Origin of the sequence: Mediterraneibacter massiliensis, from assembly GCF_001487105.1 — a bacterium.
Taxonomy (GTDB): domain Bacteria; phylum Bacillota; class Clostridia; order Lachnospirales; family Lachnospiraceae; genus Mediterraneibacter; species Mediterraneibacter massiliensis.
In genome coordinates, this window is the sequence record NZ_LN913001.1 from 435,829 (window position 1) to 449,332 (window position 13,504).

General features: G+C 45.7%; 15 protein-coding genes, 1 tRNA gene and 1 riboswitch. Of the genes, 6 read left to right on the plus strand and 10 right to left on the minus strand.

All coding sequences use genetic code 11. From position 1 onward, the window contains the following. Positions 1 to 9: 9 nt before the first annotated feature. From BN3282_RS06210 to BN3282_RS06245, 8 genes are read right to left on the minus strand one after another with little or no spacing between them, the layout of a single operon-like run. On the minus strand, positions 10 to 1,392 hold the full coding sequence (locus tag BN3282_RS06210) for a V-type ATP synthase subunit B (protein WP_059067522.1): 1,383 nt from the start codon (positions 1,390 to 1,392) through the stop codon (positions 10 to 12). A gap of 23 nt (positions 1,393 to 1,415) precedes the next feature. After that, positions 1,416 to 3,182, minus strand: a complete 1,767-nt coding sequence (locus BN3282_RS06215) for a V-type ATP synthase subunit A (RefSeq protein WP_059067524.1) — start codon at positions 3,180 to 3,182, stop codon at positions 1,416 to 1,418. Continuing rightward, complete coding sequence (locus BN3282_RS06220; RefSeq protein WP_059067525.1) at positions 3,175 to 3,762, minus strand: V-type ATP synthase subunit E; 588 nt, start codon at positions 3,760 to 3,762, stop codon at positions 3,175 to 3,177. The genes BN3282_RS06215 and BN3282_RS06220 overlap by 8 nt, the downstream gene beginning before the upstream one ends. 28 nt (positions 3,763 to 3,790) lie before the next feature. Beyond that, positions 3,791 to 4,099, minus strand: coding sequence for a V-type ATP synthase subunit F (locus BN3282_RS06225; protein ID WP_059067527.1), 309 nt, complete (start codon positions 4,097 to 4,099; stop codon positions 3,791 to 3,793). A 1-nt stretch (position 4,100) separates the two neighbouring features. Then, positions 4,101 to 4,532, minus strand: a complete 432-nt coding sequence (locus tag BN3282_RS06230) for an ATP synthase subunit C (protein WP_059067529.1) — start codon at positions 4,530 to 4,532, stop codon at positions 4,101 to 4,103. A gap of 12 nt (positions 4,533 to 4,544) precedes the next feature. After that, positions 4,545 to 6,482, minus strand: a complete 1,938-nt coding sequence (locus tag BN3282_RS06235) for a V-type ATP synthase subunit I (RefSeq protein ID WP_059067531.1) — start codon at positions 6,480 to 6,482, stop codon at positions 4,545 to 4,547. Continuing rightward, a complete protein-coding gene (locus BN3282_RS06240) occupies positions 6,479 to 7,525 on the minus strand; it encodes a V0D/AC39 family V-type ATPase subunit (protein WP_059067533.1) in 1,047 nt (348 codons plus the stop codon). The genes BN3282_RS06235 and BN3282_RS06240 overlap by 4 nt, the downstream gene beginning before the upstream one ends. A 3-nt stretch (positions 7,526 to 7,528) precedes the next feature. After that, positions 7,529 to 7,840 (minus strand): hypothetical protein, encoded by a 312-nt coding sequence (locus BN3282_RS06245; RefSeq protein WP_059067535.1) that lies wholly within the window; start codon positions 7,838 to 7,840, stop codon positions 7,529 to 7,531. A 235-nt stretch (positions 7,841 to 8,075) separates the two neighbouring features. Here BN3282_RS06245 and trmB point away from each other — a divergent pair, with 235 nt between their 5' ends. The 5 genes from trmB (at position 8,076) to BN3282_RS06265 (ending at position 10,533) form a co-directional block, all read left to right on the plus strand. Beyond that, a complete protein-coding gene (trmB, locus tag BN3282_RS06250; RefSeq protein WP_059067537.1) occupies positions 8,076 to 8,726 on the plus strand; it encodes a tRNA (guanosine(46)-N7)-methyltransferase TrmB in 651 nt (216 codons plus the stop codon). Positions 8,727 to 8,785: 59 nt separating this feature from the next. Further along, positions 8,786 to 8,974 (plus strand): hypothetical protein, encoded by a 189-nt coding sequence (locus BN3282_RS15010; protein ID WP_154821482.1) that lies wholly within the window; start codon positions 8,786 to 8,788, stop codon positions 8,972 to 8,974. Between the two features lies 1 nt (position 8,975). Beyond that, positions 8,976 to 9,323, plus strand: coding sequence for a thioredoxin family protein (locus BN3282_RS06255; protein WP_059070312.1), 348 nt, complete (start codon positions 8,976 to 8,978; stop codon positions 9,321 to 9,323). 123 nt (positions 9,324 to 9,446) lie between these two features. After that, positions 9,447 to 9,519: transfer RNA gene (locus BN3282_RS06260), tRNA-Lys, on the plus strand. Between the two features lie 267 nt (positions 9,520 to 9,786). After that, positions 9,787 to 10,533: an EFR1 family ferrodoxin gene (locus BN3282_RS06265; RefSeq protein WP_059067539.1), complete on the plus strand. Its 747-nt coding sequence runs from the start codon at positions 9,787 to 9,789 to the stop codon at positions 10,531 to 10,533. Here the strand turns inward: BN3282_RS06265 and BN3282_RS06270 are convergent. Then, complete coding sequence (locus BN3282_RS06270) at positions 10,526 to 11,470, minus strand: carbohydrate kinase family protein (protein ID WP_059067541.1); 945 nt, start codon at positions 11,468 to 11,470, stop codon at positions 10,526 to 10,528. The genes BN3282_RS06265 and BN3282_RS06270 overlap by 8 nt on opposite strands. Before the next feature lie 103 nt (positions 11,471 to 11,573). Next, positions 11,574 to 11,679: riboswitch (TPP riboswitch) on the plus strand. A 42-nt stretch (positions 11,680 to 11,721) separates the two neighbouring features. Between BN3282_RS06270 and BN3282_RS06275 the strand changes: the two genes are divergently transcribed. Further along, a complete protein-coding gene (locus BN3282_RS06275; protein WP_059067543.1) occupies positions 11,722 to 12,387 on the plus strand; it encodes an energy-coupled thiamine transporter ThiT in 666 nt (221 codons plus the stop codon). A 31-nt stretch (positions 12,388 to 12,418) separates the two neighbouring features. Here BN3282_RS06275 and hypE read toward each other — a convergent pair whose 3' ends face one another. After that, on the minus strand, positions 12,419 to 13,486 hold the full coding sequence (gene hypE / locus BN3282_RS06280; protein WP_059067545.1) for a hydrogenase expression/formation protein HypE: 1,068 nt from the start codon (positions 13,484 to 13,486) through the stop codon (positions 12,419 to 12,421). Between the last annotated feature and the right edge of the window lie 18 nt (positions 13,487 to 13,504).

Below are 13,504 nucleotides of genomic sequence, written 5' to 3' on the forward strand. Positions count from 1 at the left end.
CCTCCTTTCTTATTCTTCCATAGGATGATAATATTTCTGCAGGATTTTTGTGTCTACACGGTCTAATTCTTCTTTAGGCAGACGGCCCAGAAGTTTCCATCCCAGATCCAGAGTCTCTTCCATACTACGATTTTCCTCGGCTCCCTGTCCGATATAATGTTCTTCAAAATCTTTTCCAAATTCCAGATATTTCTTGTCGATCGGGGAGAGTTCATCTTCACCGATGACGGAGGCTAGATTTCTTGCATCGCCCACCTTGGCATAAGCAGAAAAGAGCTGATTTGCCAGGTCTTGATGGTCTTCCCTCGTATAGCCCGCTCCAATGCCATCCTTCATCAGACGAGAAAGGGAAGGCAAGATATTGATCGGAGGATAGACAGACTGTCCATGTAAAGGTCTGTCTAATACAATCTGCCCTTCTGTGATATATCCAGTCAGATCAGGGATTGGATGTGTGATATCGTCGTTGGGCATGGTAAGGATCGGAAGTTGTGTGACAGAGCCGTCCACCCCCTGTACGATACCGGCGCGCTCATAGATGGTTGCCAGCTCACTATATAAATAACCGGGGAATCCTTTACGGCTTGGAATCTCTCCTTTGGAGGAAGAGACCTCGCGCATAGCCTCCGCAAAAGAGGTCATATCCGTTAGAATGACCAATATATGCATGTTCTGTTCAAAAGCAAGGTATTCGGCGACGGTCAGCGCCACTTTAGGCGTAATGAGACGTTCCACTACCGGATCGTTGGCAAGATTTAAAAACATGGCGACATGGTCTGCTACACCGCTTTCTTCAAATGTATGCCGGAAAAAGTCGGCGACGTCATGTTTGACTCCCATGGCGGCGAACACGATGGCAAACTGTTCGTCAGAATTTTCTCCCAGAGAGGCCTGCTTGACGATCTGCGCCGCAAGCTGATCGTGGGGAAGTCCATTTCCGGAGAAAATAGGAAGCTTCTGTCCACGTATCAAGGTGGTCAGTCCGTCGATAGCAGAAATACCTGTGTGGATATAGTTTCTCGGATACTCTCGTTTTACCGGATTGAGCGGCAGTCCGTTTACATCTCGTTTTACAGTAGAGATCAGAGGTCCCAGATCATCAATGGGCTGTCCGATTCCGTTGAAAGTACGGCCCAGCATATCTGGGGAGAGGGAAATTTCCATCGGATGTCCTGTAAGGCGAGTATGTGTATTTTTCAAAGACATATTTTCAGAGCCTTCAAATACCTGGATGACGGCTCGGTCTTCATATACTTCGACGATACGTCCAATCTTGCGTTCTGTACCGTCGACGACAAATTCCACGATCTCGTCAAAAAAAGCGTCTTGTACGCCCTCAAGCGCAATGAGAGGACCATTGATGCTGCTCAAGCCTAAATATTCGATTGACATATGCTGTATTCCTCCCTTCTGATCTATGCGTTTTTCTCAAGAACCCGCTGATAAAAAGCGTCGATGTCACGGCGATATCCGGCGAATAATTCGGGTCTGTCATTTGGCACATCGTATTTGATGGCAATGACACGGTCAAAGATATTTTCTGCTTTCAAAACAGACATCGGATGTCCCATTGTGACAAGGGCACGAGCCTGCTTGTATAAGTATAAGATAGTGTCCATCATCAGATACTGTTTTTCCATAGAGACACAGGTATCGTCTTTGTGGAAAGCATTCTGCTGCAGGAAACCAAGACGGATGACACGTGCGATCTCCAATACCAGCTTCTGATCGTCAGGCAGGACATCGCTGCCGATGAGCTTGACAATCTCCAGAAGACTGCTCTCCTGGTTTAAAAGCGCCATGAGGCGGTTGCGGTAATCTACGAACTTGGGGGAGACATTGTCCTGATACCAGTGGCTTAAGTCGTTTAAGTATTCACTGTAGCTTGTCAGCCAGTGGATGGCAGGAAAGTGTCTGGAATAGGCAAGGCTCTTATCTAGTCCCCAGAAACAACGTACGAAACGCTTAGTATTTTGTGTCACAGGTTCAGAAAAATCACCGCCCTGCGGAGAAACTGCCCCGATGATTGTCACAGAGCCATCCGTCCCATTTAAATTATGCATCATGCCGGCTCTTTCATAAAACGCAGAGAGACGGGAAGCAAGATAGGCAGGGAAACCTTCTTCGGCAGGCATTTCTTCTAGACGTCCAGAAAGCTCACGCAAGGCTTCTGCCCAGCGGGAGGTAGAGTCTGCCATGATCGCCACGTCATAACCCATATCTCGATAATATTCCGCCAGGGTAAGTCCCGTATAGATACTTGCTTCACGGGCAGCTACCGGCATGTTGGAAGTATTGGCGATCAGGGTCGTCCTGTCCATCAGAGGATTACCGGTGCGTGGGTCGGTAAGCTGACTGAATTCCTCCAGTACCTGTGTCATTTCGTTGCCGCGTTCTCCGCAGCCGATATAGATGATGATGTCCGCGTCTGCCCATTTGGCGATCTGATGCTGTGTCATCGTCTTTCCTGTACCGAAACCGCCAGGGATAGCAGCAGTACCGCCTTTGGCGATTGGAAACATGGTGTCGATGATACGTTGTCCTGTGATCAGCGGGACAGAGGCAGGAAACCGGTGATGCGTAGGACGCGTGGTACGGATCGGCCAATGCTGCGTCATGGAAAGTTCTTTTTTAGATCCGTCCTTTAATTCCAGTGTGACCAGCGTCTCTTCAATCGTATAGTCACCGTCGGGGACAACGGAACAAACAGTGCCTTCCACATCCGGCGGAACCATACATTTATGCAGGATGGCATGGGTTTCGGGAACTTCCGCGATAATATCCCCTCCGTGCAGATACTGACCTTCTGTGACGGTCATATGCGCACGCCATCTTTTCTCTTTGTCCAGTGAATCTACACTGACGCCACGGGTGATAAACGCGCCCGCAGTTTCGGAAATACGCTCCAGGGGGCGTTCAATACCGTCGAAGATATTGTTCAGTATGCCGGGAGCGAGTGTTACGGAGACGGCATTTCCGCTGGCAACGACTTCCTCACCGGGTTTCAGTCCGGTGGTTTCTTCATAGACCTGTATCGTCGTCCTGTCCTTATCCAGCGCGATGACCTCGCCGACCAGCTTTTGGCTGCCCACGTAGACCATTTCCGACATGCGAAAACCTGTATTTCCTTTCAGATAGATGACAGGTCCGTTGATTCCATAAATGATTCCGGTTTTAAGCAATTCCGTCACCTCCTAAAAAGAGAAATGCATCATATGCATTGCGCAGTTTTGTCTTAAAAGAATGATCGATCAAAATATTACGTGCACGGATCACGGAGCGGACTCCGCCGATAAAATCCTCTGCGCTTATTGTCAGGTGCAGTCCTGTGGCATCCTCCAGATCGGAACGTTTTGTTTCATCAGAGGGATTGATATAGATAATGACAGGATCCTCGCCGGCAAAATTCTGGGCATGGCGGATACATTTGATCAAATAATCCATATAACTTTCTGTCTTCATATAGTCATCGATCAGGTTTTTGGCTTCCTCAAAGATCTTCTCTTTCAGGTCGAGCTGTATTTTTCCATACTGTCGTTTGATTTCCAATTGTGATTTTGCCATCGCCTGGTTTAACTGCTGGCGAGCGTTTGTTGTCTCGGCCTTGATGCGGGTCTGGGACTGGCGGATGGCTTCTTCTTTATGATCTTTTAATACTTTTTCCAGCGCCTCTTTGTAGGAGTCGATAATGGCATTGCCTTCACTTCTTGCCTGCTCCATAGAGGTAGCCTGTAAATGTGCGATTTTTTCTTCCAGAGTCAAAGGTATTCCTCCTTTAGTTCAGAGCGGTTTATAGTTTTAGTCCGATCGCCTCGGTAATATAGGAGGTGATAAAGTCTTTTTTACGGCCGGTTCCGTGCCTGTCAGGAATTTCGACGAGGAGTGGATTTTTGCGTTCCAGGCGGAAAGTGTCGATGATATCGGGAAACTCTCGCCCGAATTTTTCGGTCAAAAGTACGATGCCGACAGTCTTATCTGCCAGTACGTCCTCCAGTGCCTTGCGGAGTTCTTCCCGCTCATGCACAACGACGCCGTCTACTCCTGCAAGTCTCATGCCTGTGTAGGTATCGACATTATCACTGATCAAATACATTTTCATATTATAGATTCCCCAGGATCATGAAGGAGATGATCAGTCCATAGAGGCAGACACCTTCTGCAAGACCTACGAAGATCAAGGACTTACCGAGTACAGAAGAGTCTTCACTGATTGCTCCTAATGCAGCGCTTGCCGCACTTGCAACGGCAATACCGCCGCCGATACAGGATAAACCGGTAACCAGCGCGGCTGCGATATAGCCCATGCCTGTAGCAAAACCGGAGTCAGACGCAACGCCCTGGGCTGCCTGTACATCGCCTCCAAGCATCATGATAGAAGCCAGTGCAAAGGCGCCAAAGAAGAAAAAGGCGTTGACTCCGATCGTACGTTTATAGCGTTTTTTGTTCTTTTCTCCGATCAGATAATATCCGAATGGGATGATGATACTTAAGATGAGAGCGATAATAAAGATAATTTTCGTTGTAATTGTCATGGTATGATCCTCCTATTTTTTATTTGTCTTTTTTGTATAAGGCTGGAATATTCTTCCGGTGCCCTTATAGAAGCGGCTGAACATTTCATAATATTCCAGACGCAGTACTTGGATGCCTACGATCAGTCCTTCCAGACCGCATACGAATAAGTTTCCTAAAATGACGACGATCCAGTTGGGATTTCCTTCTTCCGCGCCGGCAAGCATAAGGACTACTTCCATAATGGCTGCGTGGCTGACGGCAAAGGCGCCGATACGGATGAAAGAAATGGTGTTTGAAAAATAGCTTAACAAAGTTTCAAATAGTTCAAAGAAACCTTCCACAACAAACATGGCTTTGCTTTCTTCCATTTTGTCAGCTCGCTTTTGTACGATCCTTGTAAGTGGCTTCTTGAAAAAGATCAGCAGCAGTGGGATGCCAAACATGATCGCCATAACAATACCTGCAGGAAGGGGATGACCGGTCATAAATAGCGCGACTGTGGCGACCACAGAGGCGTAAAACACAAATCCGGCGGCTCCATTTGCATCGAACCAAGCTCCTTCTATGTCATGGCTTTTGATCGCATTGACAATATGAATGAGCATGGAAACAAGGATGATCCCCATACCGAAAGCAACAGCTACGATAAACACAGTATTTAGTTTCCCTAGGAAAGGCAAGGTGGTCATATGATCAATAGGCCGTAGCCACAGCGCCGGCAGTACGTCTTCAAAACCGAAAATACTGCCGAACAAGAAACCGAAAATAGTGGAAAAAATACCGGCAGTTGCGATAATACCGGCCAGAGGCGCCTTCTTGAAGTAGAAGATCAGCCCGCCGCCAATCACAAGCAAAAGTCCTTGTCCTACATCTCCGAACATAACGCCGAAAATAAAGGAGTAAGTCAGACCTACAAATACAGTCGGATCCAGTTCATTGGAAGCGGGAAGCCCATACATCTGGATAAACATTTCAAACGGCTTAAACAATTTAGGATTTTCCAGCTTTGTAGGCGGTTCCCCGAAATAGGTATCGTGATCGTCTTCTACGACGACAAATACTTTATCATCCTGTTTGATCTCTTCTAAAAATTTATCTACATCTTCTTCCGCCATCCAGCCGCATAGGATATAGTAATCTTCTTTTTTATCTTCCACACGGGCGGCAAGTTTGCGCACGTCGAAGTTATTGGATAATTCTTCCAAACGGTTTTTTGAGGCAACAAGCTGCGCTGCTCTTCCGGCAAGCATTTCTCCGGCGGCTTTGTCTAAGTCTTCTGCTTCCAGACGGATGCGGGCAATCTCATTGTCAAGAGACTGGTAAGCGTTAGAGGGAGTCCCCTCAAATTCATCCGTCAATTCAATGCGTTCAAAGTGCAGAGAACGGAATACGGCGTCCACTTTCTGCGCCTCCTGGGGAGAAACAAAATACGCTCCGTATACATAGCTGTCATCCCGCTCTCCTTCTACAAAAATCGCGCCCAGGTCATCCATCAGATATTTGATCATTTTGTGGTAGTATTCCACAGCGATCCTGCCAAACCGGTAGGAGATAAAACGGAAATTTAAGAGGCGATGCAGATCGCAGTCCAGTGGACGGAAAGGAGCGATGACCTGCTGCTTTGTACGAAGCTGTTCTATCTGTTTATTTAATTTTTCCTTTTTTTCCTGCAAAGACATGTAGTCTTCATTTGCCTGTCTTATGAGTTCAAACATATCGTTTAAGCCCAGAGAGCTGTCTGGCGTGACTTCGTCCGCATTGGGAAGAAGATCGACAAACTGGCTGGCTCTGTTGAGCGCATCACGGTAAGGATTGATCTCCACAAAAGGGCGCAGATTGTCCACTGTCTTAAGCTCTGACAGTGCCGACTCCAGCTGGATCTCGTATCTGGAGAGATAGAGATCCGTTACGCGGTCTATATCCGCGCGTGGACCGGATATATTGATAAATTTCATTTTGACGATCATTGTGTTCTACCTCCTATATATGCCAACGTCTCACCGGGAGTCAAACTGTAGCGTATACATTCCATAGCGGTGGTCAGCTTATTTAGTTCTTCTTCTTTTAAGAAGAGATAGGTATTAATGGCAGCGATAGAGTAAGGATTTCTACGCCGATCTATCAAATACAGACGATGAAGACATTCGTTATACATCTGCTCGATCGTAAGATTTTGTTTGAAATTATAATGCCTGGCATAAGAAGTTTTCTCCAATGCCTGCATAAATTCTTCCAAAGAAGCTGTTTCCACAAGTTCTTTCATTTGAGCGACATGTATTTTGTATTGGATCGGGATCAGCATTAAATAGATATCTGCGGGTTGTATCTGATAATATTTTTTTGCCCGGTATATCCACTGCAGATTCAAAAGGTCTATTTTCGATCCACAGTCCTTTGTGAACAATTCTAAGTCCGATTTTTTCAGTACCTTTTTTCGCTCTTTCCAGAGCGTAGAAAAATAGTACAAATCTAAAGTTAATTCATAATCAAACAAGGAAATATGTTGGGATTCCTGTATTTTTTTCAAGGGAGCATAGTATTCGGTATCTTTTAAGTTCTCGATCAGTTCATCCGTTGTGCGGGATGTGACCAGTTTCTCGATAGAAATCTGTGAGTAGTGATCGAAAAAAGCTTTCTTATAATATAGATCAAAAGGCTGTCGGTAATGATTGATGACGATCCGCAGACAGTAATTGATCAGATCAATCTCATAACGTTTCAGATAAAGTTTTAAAAAGCGCCGCTGTGTCTGTCCGCAGAAACGATAAATCTTACTGTAATCATGATAGAGAGATTGAATCAAAACTTTTTCAATATTACCGCGGTGGAGTTTATCGTCATCCAGTGCGCTTAGAACTTCAGTATAAGCGGAATGTTCTTTAAGATAAGAGACTACTTCAAGGACATTGCTGAGATTGGCGATTTCCTCAAATTGAGCCGGCGTTAAAAGCTTGGCCTCCATGGCTCGGATCTTTGTTACGATACCGCTGTAAGCTAATATATTTCCCATAGGCTACACCTCAGTAACTTTTTTAACTATTTCCTGTGCATATAAGGTATGCTTTTCTTCATATTCTTTTTGTAAAAGTTCGATAGCAGAACTGCTCGCCCCACTTTGCGAATCTAAAAGGCGGTGGGTATTTTTTTCCAGTTCAGAACGGATCTTATCTATCTGATCTTGTGTCTTTGCCTCTAACTGGGCATCAAAGGCTCGGCGCTTCTCATCATACTCTTTGTCCAGAACTTCTTTTTGGGCTTCGGCATGTTCCACAATAGAGGAAGCGGTTTCTTCGATTTCCGTCAATTTGTTTACAATACAGTCCATAACACCCCTCCTATTTGTTGAAAAATACTAATTTGATACTAATCTATTTTATCATACACCTTTTCTGAAAAAATGCAAGTTAAGAAAGTGTCAATTCAAAAAAAAGAATGTGATATTTTTATGAAACCCCTTTGACCTTGCGTAGGGGCTGTGCTATGTTATGATATAGAAAAAAACATATAAGATGAGTATTAGAAAAAGAGGGAAGTTTTTATACATAGTAAGGAGGCAGCATATGAGATTACGCAATATTCCAAGGGCAGAAGGGACGATCAGACTACACAGGGCGGTGATACAAAGACCGGAGGCGCAGAAAGGCAGCTGGAAACAAGTATTTGGAAATAAGAATCCTATCTATATAGAAATAGGAATGGGCAAAGGACAGTTTATTTTGGAAATGGCAAGGCGGCATCCGGAAGTGAATTTTGTCGGAATCGAGCGGTATTCCAGCGTGCTTCTGCGGGCCATTGAAAAATTCGATACAGAAGAGTTTCAGTCGTTGGAAAATATCCGTTTTATCTGTATGGACGCAAGGAATGTGGAGGATGTGTTTGCGCCGCAAGAGGTTGAAAAGATCTATCTGAACTTTTCGGATCCATGGCCAAAGGCAAGACACGCGAAACGAAGGCTTACTTCTGTAGAGTTTTTGAGAAGGTATGAAGGAATTCTTGCAGACAAAGGGAAGGTAGAGTTTAAGACAGACAATACACAGTTATTTAATTTTTCTTTGGAACAGGTCAAAGAAGCAGAATGGCTTCTGGTCAGGTATACGTATGACTTACATCATAATGAAGAAATGAGCCGGGGGAATGTAATGACAGAATATGAAGAAAAATTTTCTGCGAAAGGCAATCCGATCAATAAGCTGATCGCAATGAAGAAATAGACGCCGCAAGTTTCACATTTGCAGACTTTATTCATATAGTAATATATATCGGTGCCCGCATGAAAGGGGAGAGAGAACATGAGATGGAGGAAGAACTGGAAGATCTGTATGCGGGAAAAAATGTATTGTATGCCGAAAATAAACAGACGGCTGATGTATATAAGGAGCTCCTTGGACGAAGTGTACCGAATCTTAAATGCCGGCGTTTGTCATGGGGAGGAAAAAAGAAAGAAAATGTAGGTGAATAAAGTGAATGATAAGTTCCAAAGGAAAGAAAAGACAAAAGTGCGGGTTACACAGGAGAATTATACTTTTGAGGTACTGTCATCCAATCTGCCTGTCCTGGTGGAATTTTATGCATCCTGGTGTGGAAAATGTGCTATGATGCAGGCAATCGTGGAACAGATTGCAGAAGAATATAAAGGTATCATAAAAGTCTGCCAGATGGATATTGATGAGGTGCAGGCGATCGCATCACAGTTTGAAGTGACGACAGTCCCCACATTTGTGCTTTTTATAGAAGGAAAACCAGTGGCAGCTGCCAGGGGAGTGATCAGGAAAGATAGATTGGAAACTATGATAGAGGACTATAGATGACGAAAGAGCTGATAAAAAAGGTCAAAAACCGGAAAAAAATTGGAAAAACCTCTTGCAATACTGAAAAAACTGTTATATAATAACCCTTGCGTTACGAAAATAACGGATAAAATATTGCAGGACGCGCGATTAGCTCAGCTGGCAGAGCACCTGACTCTTAATCAGGGTGTCCAGGGTTCGAACCCCTGATCGCGCACTTAGAAATCACTGTTTTTGCGGACGTTGTGAGCCGCGGGGACGGTGGTTTTTTTGCGTATTTTGCTTTTGCCGGCGTTGGCGTACCGGGGCGGTTCTTGACTTTTTAGGTATGTTTGCTAGAGTATACTTAACAAGACAGCCGACAAGTAGGCACACCCTGCCTGTTTTGGCAAATGAATTTAACAAGCTGCAGAAATAGTTATTCAATCTTTAGCATCAGACACATAAAGAAAACGGTAAATAAAAATTTGAAGGAGGATAGAAAATGGTCTTGTATTTTTCTGGCACTGGGAACAGTGCGTATATTGCGAAGAGGATCGCACAGGCTTTGGATGAGGAAATCTGCTCCTTAAACCAGAAGATCAAAGAGCACAGACTTTTCGCGGGCCCGACACCAAAACGGATGATTTTTGTACTTCCCACATATGCCTGGCGTATACCGAAAGTAGTAGAGGAGTGGATTCTAAAATCCCGATTTATAGGAAAACCGGACGTATATTTTGTGATGAATTGCGGCTCTGAGATCGGAAATGCCGCGAAGTATGTAAGAAGGCTGTGTAAAAAGAAAGGTTTTTGCTATAAAGGGTGTGCGCAGATCATCATGCCAGAAAATTATCTTGCTATGTTTCAGGTTCCCAAGGAGGAAGAGGCTAAAGCGATCATAGAGAAAGCAGAACCTACGATTAAAAAAGTTATACGGCAGATTGGGGCAGGAGAAGTATTGGAAGAAGAAAAAGAAGGGCTTCTGGGAGCGTTCTTGAGCGGCCCGGTCAATGCAGTATTTTATCCGGCGGTCGTTCATGCGAAGAAATTCTGGGCAGACGATCAGTGTATCGGCTGCCGCAGATGTGCAGATGCCTGCCCATTGAACAATATCACGATGGAGGAGCAAAGACCGCAGTGGCATGCTATGTGTACACACTGTATGGCATGCATCACGGTCTGCCCTGTAAAGGCCATTGAATATGGAAGAAAAAGCGCAGGAAAGCCACGGTACCGCTGTCCTATGTAAGAAAGTTTTCTACTTGGTCTCGATCTTGTACACCGGAAGTGGCGCCTACTGATTGTATGCAAAGGGCAGCACAGGCAGAAGCGAAAGTGAGCGCCTGCTTGAAGTCTTTGCCCCGGAGGATGGAAGAGAGGAAACCGGCGGCAAAATTATCTCCGGCTCCTGTACTGTCTGCGACATGTACGGGAAATGCTGGCAGAGTGAAAGAAGCCGCTGCATTTTTGGCGAAACAGCCGTTCTCGCCGGCTTTGATGATGACATTTTTTACACCATAGTTTAAAAAGACATCTGCCATAGCTGTATAGTCTTTTTCCTGTGTATAAAATGCGGCTTCGCTTTCATTGGGAAAGATATAATCTATGTAAGGCAGTGCAGCTTTAAGATCTGTGAGGGAAAGCGGAGAATGCAGGGGCAGTTTGGTATCTGCCGCTACGATAGCGCCGGCTGCCTTGGCGGTCCGGCAAATGGAGGCAATCGTTTCCGGCCGGGTAAGAGGCGGGCGGAAAAGGCTGGCAAGGCAGACAAGCCGCGCATCTTGGAATAATGTGGGCGGTATATGCAGGAAATCATCTAGGCGGGAAACCGCATTGATGGATTTTCGGTTTCCGTCTGTATTGACCAATAAGGGGGAAACAGGAGTAGGTACGTTATTGCTGTGCAGGATGGAATCGGTCAATATACCGTTATCCGCAAGCAGTTCATGCAGAGTTTTTCCGGCAAGGTCGTTTCCAAGGACGCAGACTGTGCGTACAGTATGTCCGAGGCGTGAGAAGATAACAGATTCGTTGAAGGCATCTCCGCCGGGAGAAAGGGTGACAGAGTCTGCGGTCTGCACACGTGTATTTTCGGAAGCCGCATTCCAGCCTTTGATGATACAATCCATGAGGACCTGGCCGATACACAGGATTTCGGGTGCTTGAAAAGATTCTGCTGATTTCATCTTTTTCTCCTTTTTAAAAATCTTGTATAGGATAACCGAAAAAAGAGCCGCGCTTGACTTTTCTCGGTATTCTGTTTAAAATATAGAATCGAAATAATATAAAAATGATGACAAGGGGAGCTTGTGTTGCAGGCTGAGAGGAAGTTTTAAGCTTCGACCCGTAACCTGATTTGGATAATGCCAACGTAGGGATATACATATGTGGTTTTTTAAGCCCTCCTTGTTTTCAGAAAAAAGCAAGGAGGATTTTTATGTTAAATTTTTTAGTCAATGCAGAGGGAGGACTGACTACTGCCGGCTATGCAGTGAGTATAATCGCAGGGATCGTACTGTTTATCGCAGCGTTGTTTTTCGCCGGAAAAAGCGCAGGGAAAAAGAAGATGTCGGCAAAACAGCTTGTCTTTTGCGCAATGGCGATCGCGCTGGCATTTCTGACGTCCTATCTTAAGGTATTTCAGCTTCCATGGGGCGGAAGTGTCACTTTATGCAGCATGTTGTTCATTGTCCTCGTAGGCAACTGGTATGGAGTGAAAACGGGTGTTTTGGTGGGACTTGCCTATGGACTTCTGCAATTTTTACAAGAACCGTACGTCTTATCCTTTTTCCAGGTATGCTGCGATTATATACTTGCCTTTGCGGCTCTTGGTGTGGCAGGTTTCTTCGCAAAGAGCAGTCATGGGCTGGTGAAAGGCTATATTGCCGGCGTGCTGGCAAGAGGCGCATTCCATGCGCTGGGCGGATATTTATACTGGATGAGTTACATGCCGGATACGTTCCCGCAGTCTTTGAAGAGTATTTATCCGATCGTTTATAACTACAGCTACCTTTTGGCAGAAGGGATCCTGACGGTCATTCTTCTGTCTGTTCCGGCCGTGTCGAAGGGACTGCAGCGTATCCGTCAGATGGCACTGGAATAAGTCTCTGCGGATATTCCGGAAGAAAAAAATGTCAACAGATCCTGGGAAGCTGCTGTCCGCTGAGTTTGGCAAGGATCCTTTTGCCTCCAATCTTTGTTTTTAAGAGCACATGACCGGGCATATCTTCTGTAACCGTTCCGATCACTGCCGCATGTTCACCGCCGGGCACTTCTTTTAGAGCGTTCAGGACAGGCGCGCATGCTTCCGGAGCGGTCACAAGAAGCATCCTGCCTTCACAGGCACAGTAGAGTGGGTCCAGTCCCAGCAGATCACAGGCTGCTTCCACAGGCGCGTCTACAGGGACGGCATCTTCTTCTATCTCGATGGAAAAAGGCATGTTCTCCGTAAATTCATTTAAGGCCGTTGCGATTCCGCCTCTGGTAGGATCCCGCATGATGCGGATGCCGGAGCAGGCGGGAGAACTGTTCGGGAGAGCTGTCTGTGTTTTTTCTGCCGCATGGATGGCAGCTTCTGTTAGGAGATGGAGACATTGACAGTCGGAACGTAAGGAAGATGTTTGGGCATCTTGTAAAGAGAGCAGTCCGGAACGTGCCATCATAACAGCAGCGCCATGGCAGCCTGCGCTGCCGCTTAAGATGACCGTATCCCCTTTACGGATACCGGATTTCCCGGGGAAATGGGCGCGCAGAAAGCCAATGCCGGCTGTATTGATGTAGATACCGTCCCCTTTGCCCGCTTCTACCACTTTTGTATCGCCTGTTGTGATGAGTACTCCTGCCTGTCGGGCCTCTTCTGCAATCGTGTCTACGATCATTTTGAAATCCCGGAAGGAAAAACCCTCTTCCAGAATAAAAGAGAGACTTAAATATTGGGGGAGTCCTCCCGCCATACATACGTCATTTACTGTGCCGCATACACATAAATTTCCAATATTGCCTCCGGGGAATTTCCACGGAGAGACAACGAAACTGTCAGTGGAAAAGACAAAAGAATTTTCCCCCCTCCTATCTTTTAACAGGGCACCGTCTCCTAACTGGGAAAGGATGGGATTTTTAAAAGCAGGAAGCAGGATAGAATCAATCAGTTCTGCGGTCTTGCCGCCCCCGCTTCCATAATCTAATGTGATAATATCTTCCATATCTGTATACCTCCATAG

Bases quoted from the DNA above. Each gene is read 5' to 3' on its own strand.
- hypE (WP_059067545.1), bottom strand. From the start codon at position 13,486: ATGGAAGATATTATCACATTAGATTATGGAAGCGGGGGCGGCAAGACC.
- BN3282_RS06210 (WP_059067522.1), bottom strand. From the start codon at position 1,392: ATGTCAATCGAATATTTAGGCTTGAGCAGCATCAATGGTCCTCTCATT.
- BN3282_RS06230 (WP_059067529.1), bottom strand. From the start codon at position 4,532: ATGACAATTACAACGAAAATTATCTTTATTATCGCTCTCATCTTAAGT.
- BN3282_RS06270 (WP_059067541.1), bottom strand. From the start codon at position 11,470: ATGAAATCAGCAGAATCTTTTCAAGCACCCGAAATCCTGTGTATCGGC.
- BN3282_RS06225 (WP_059067527.1), bottom strand. From the start codon at position 4,099: ATGAAAATGTATTTGATCAGTGATAATGTCGATACCTACACAGGCATG.
- BN3282_RS06275 (WP_059067543.1), top strand. From the start codon at position 11,722: ATGTTAAATTTTTTAGTCAATGCAGAGGGAGGACTGACTACTGCCGGC.
- BN3282_RS06245 (WP_059067535.1), bottom strand. From the start codon at position 7,840: ATGGACTGTATTGTAAACAAATTGACGGAAATCGAAGAAACCGCTTCC.
- BN3282_RS06235 (WP_059067531.1), bottom strand. From the start codon at position 6,482: ATGATCGTCAAAATGAAATTTATCAATATATCCGGTCCACGCGCGGAT.
- BN3282_RS06265 (WP_059067539.1), top strand. From the start codon at position 9,787: ATGGTCTTGTATTTTTCTGGCACTGGGAACAGTGCGTATATTGCGAAG.
- BN3282_RS15010 (WP_154821482.1), top strand. From the start codon at position 8,786: ATGAAAGGGGAGAGAGAACATGAGATGGAGGAAGAACTGGAAGATCTG.
- BN3282_RS06240 (WP_059067533.1), bottom strand. From the start codon at position 7,525: ATGGGAAATATATTAGCTTACAGCGGTATCGTAACAAAGATCCGAGCC.
- trmB (WP_059067537.1), top strand. From the start codon at position 8,076: ATGAGATTACGCAATATTCCAAGGGCAGAAGGGACGATCAGACTACAC.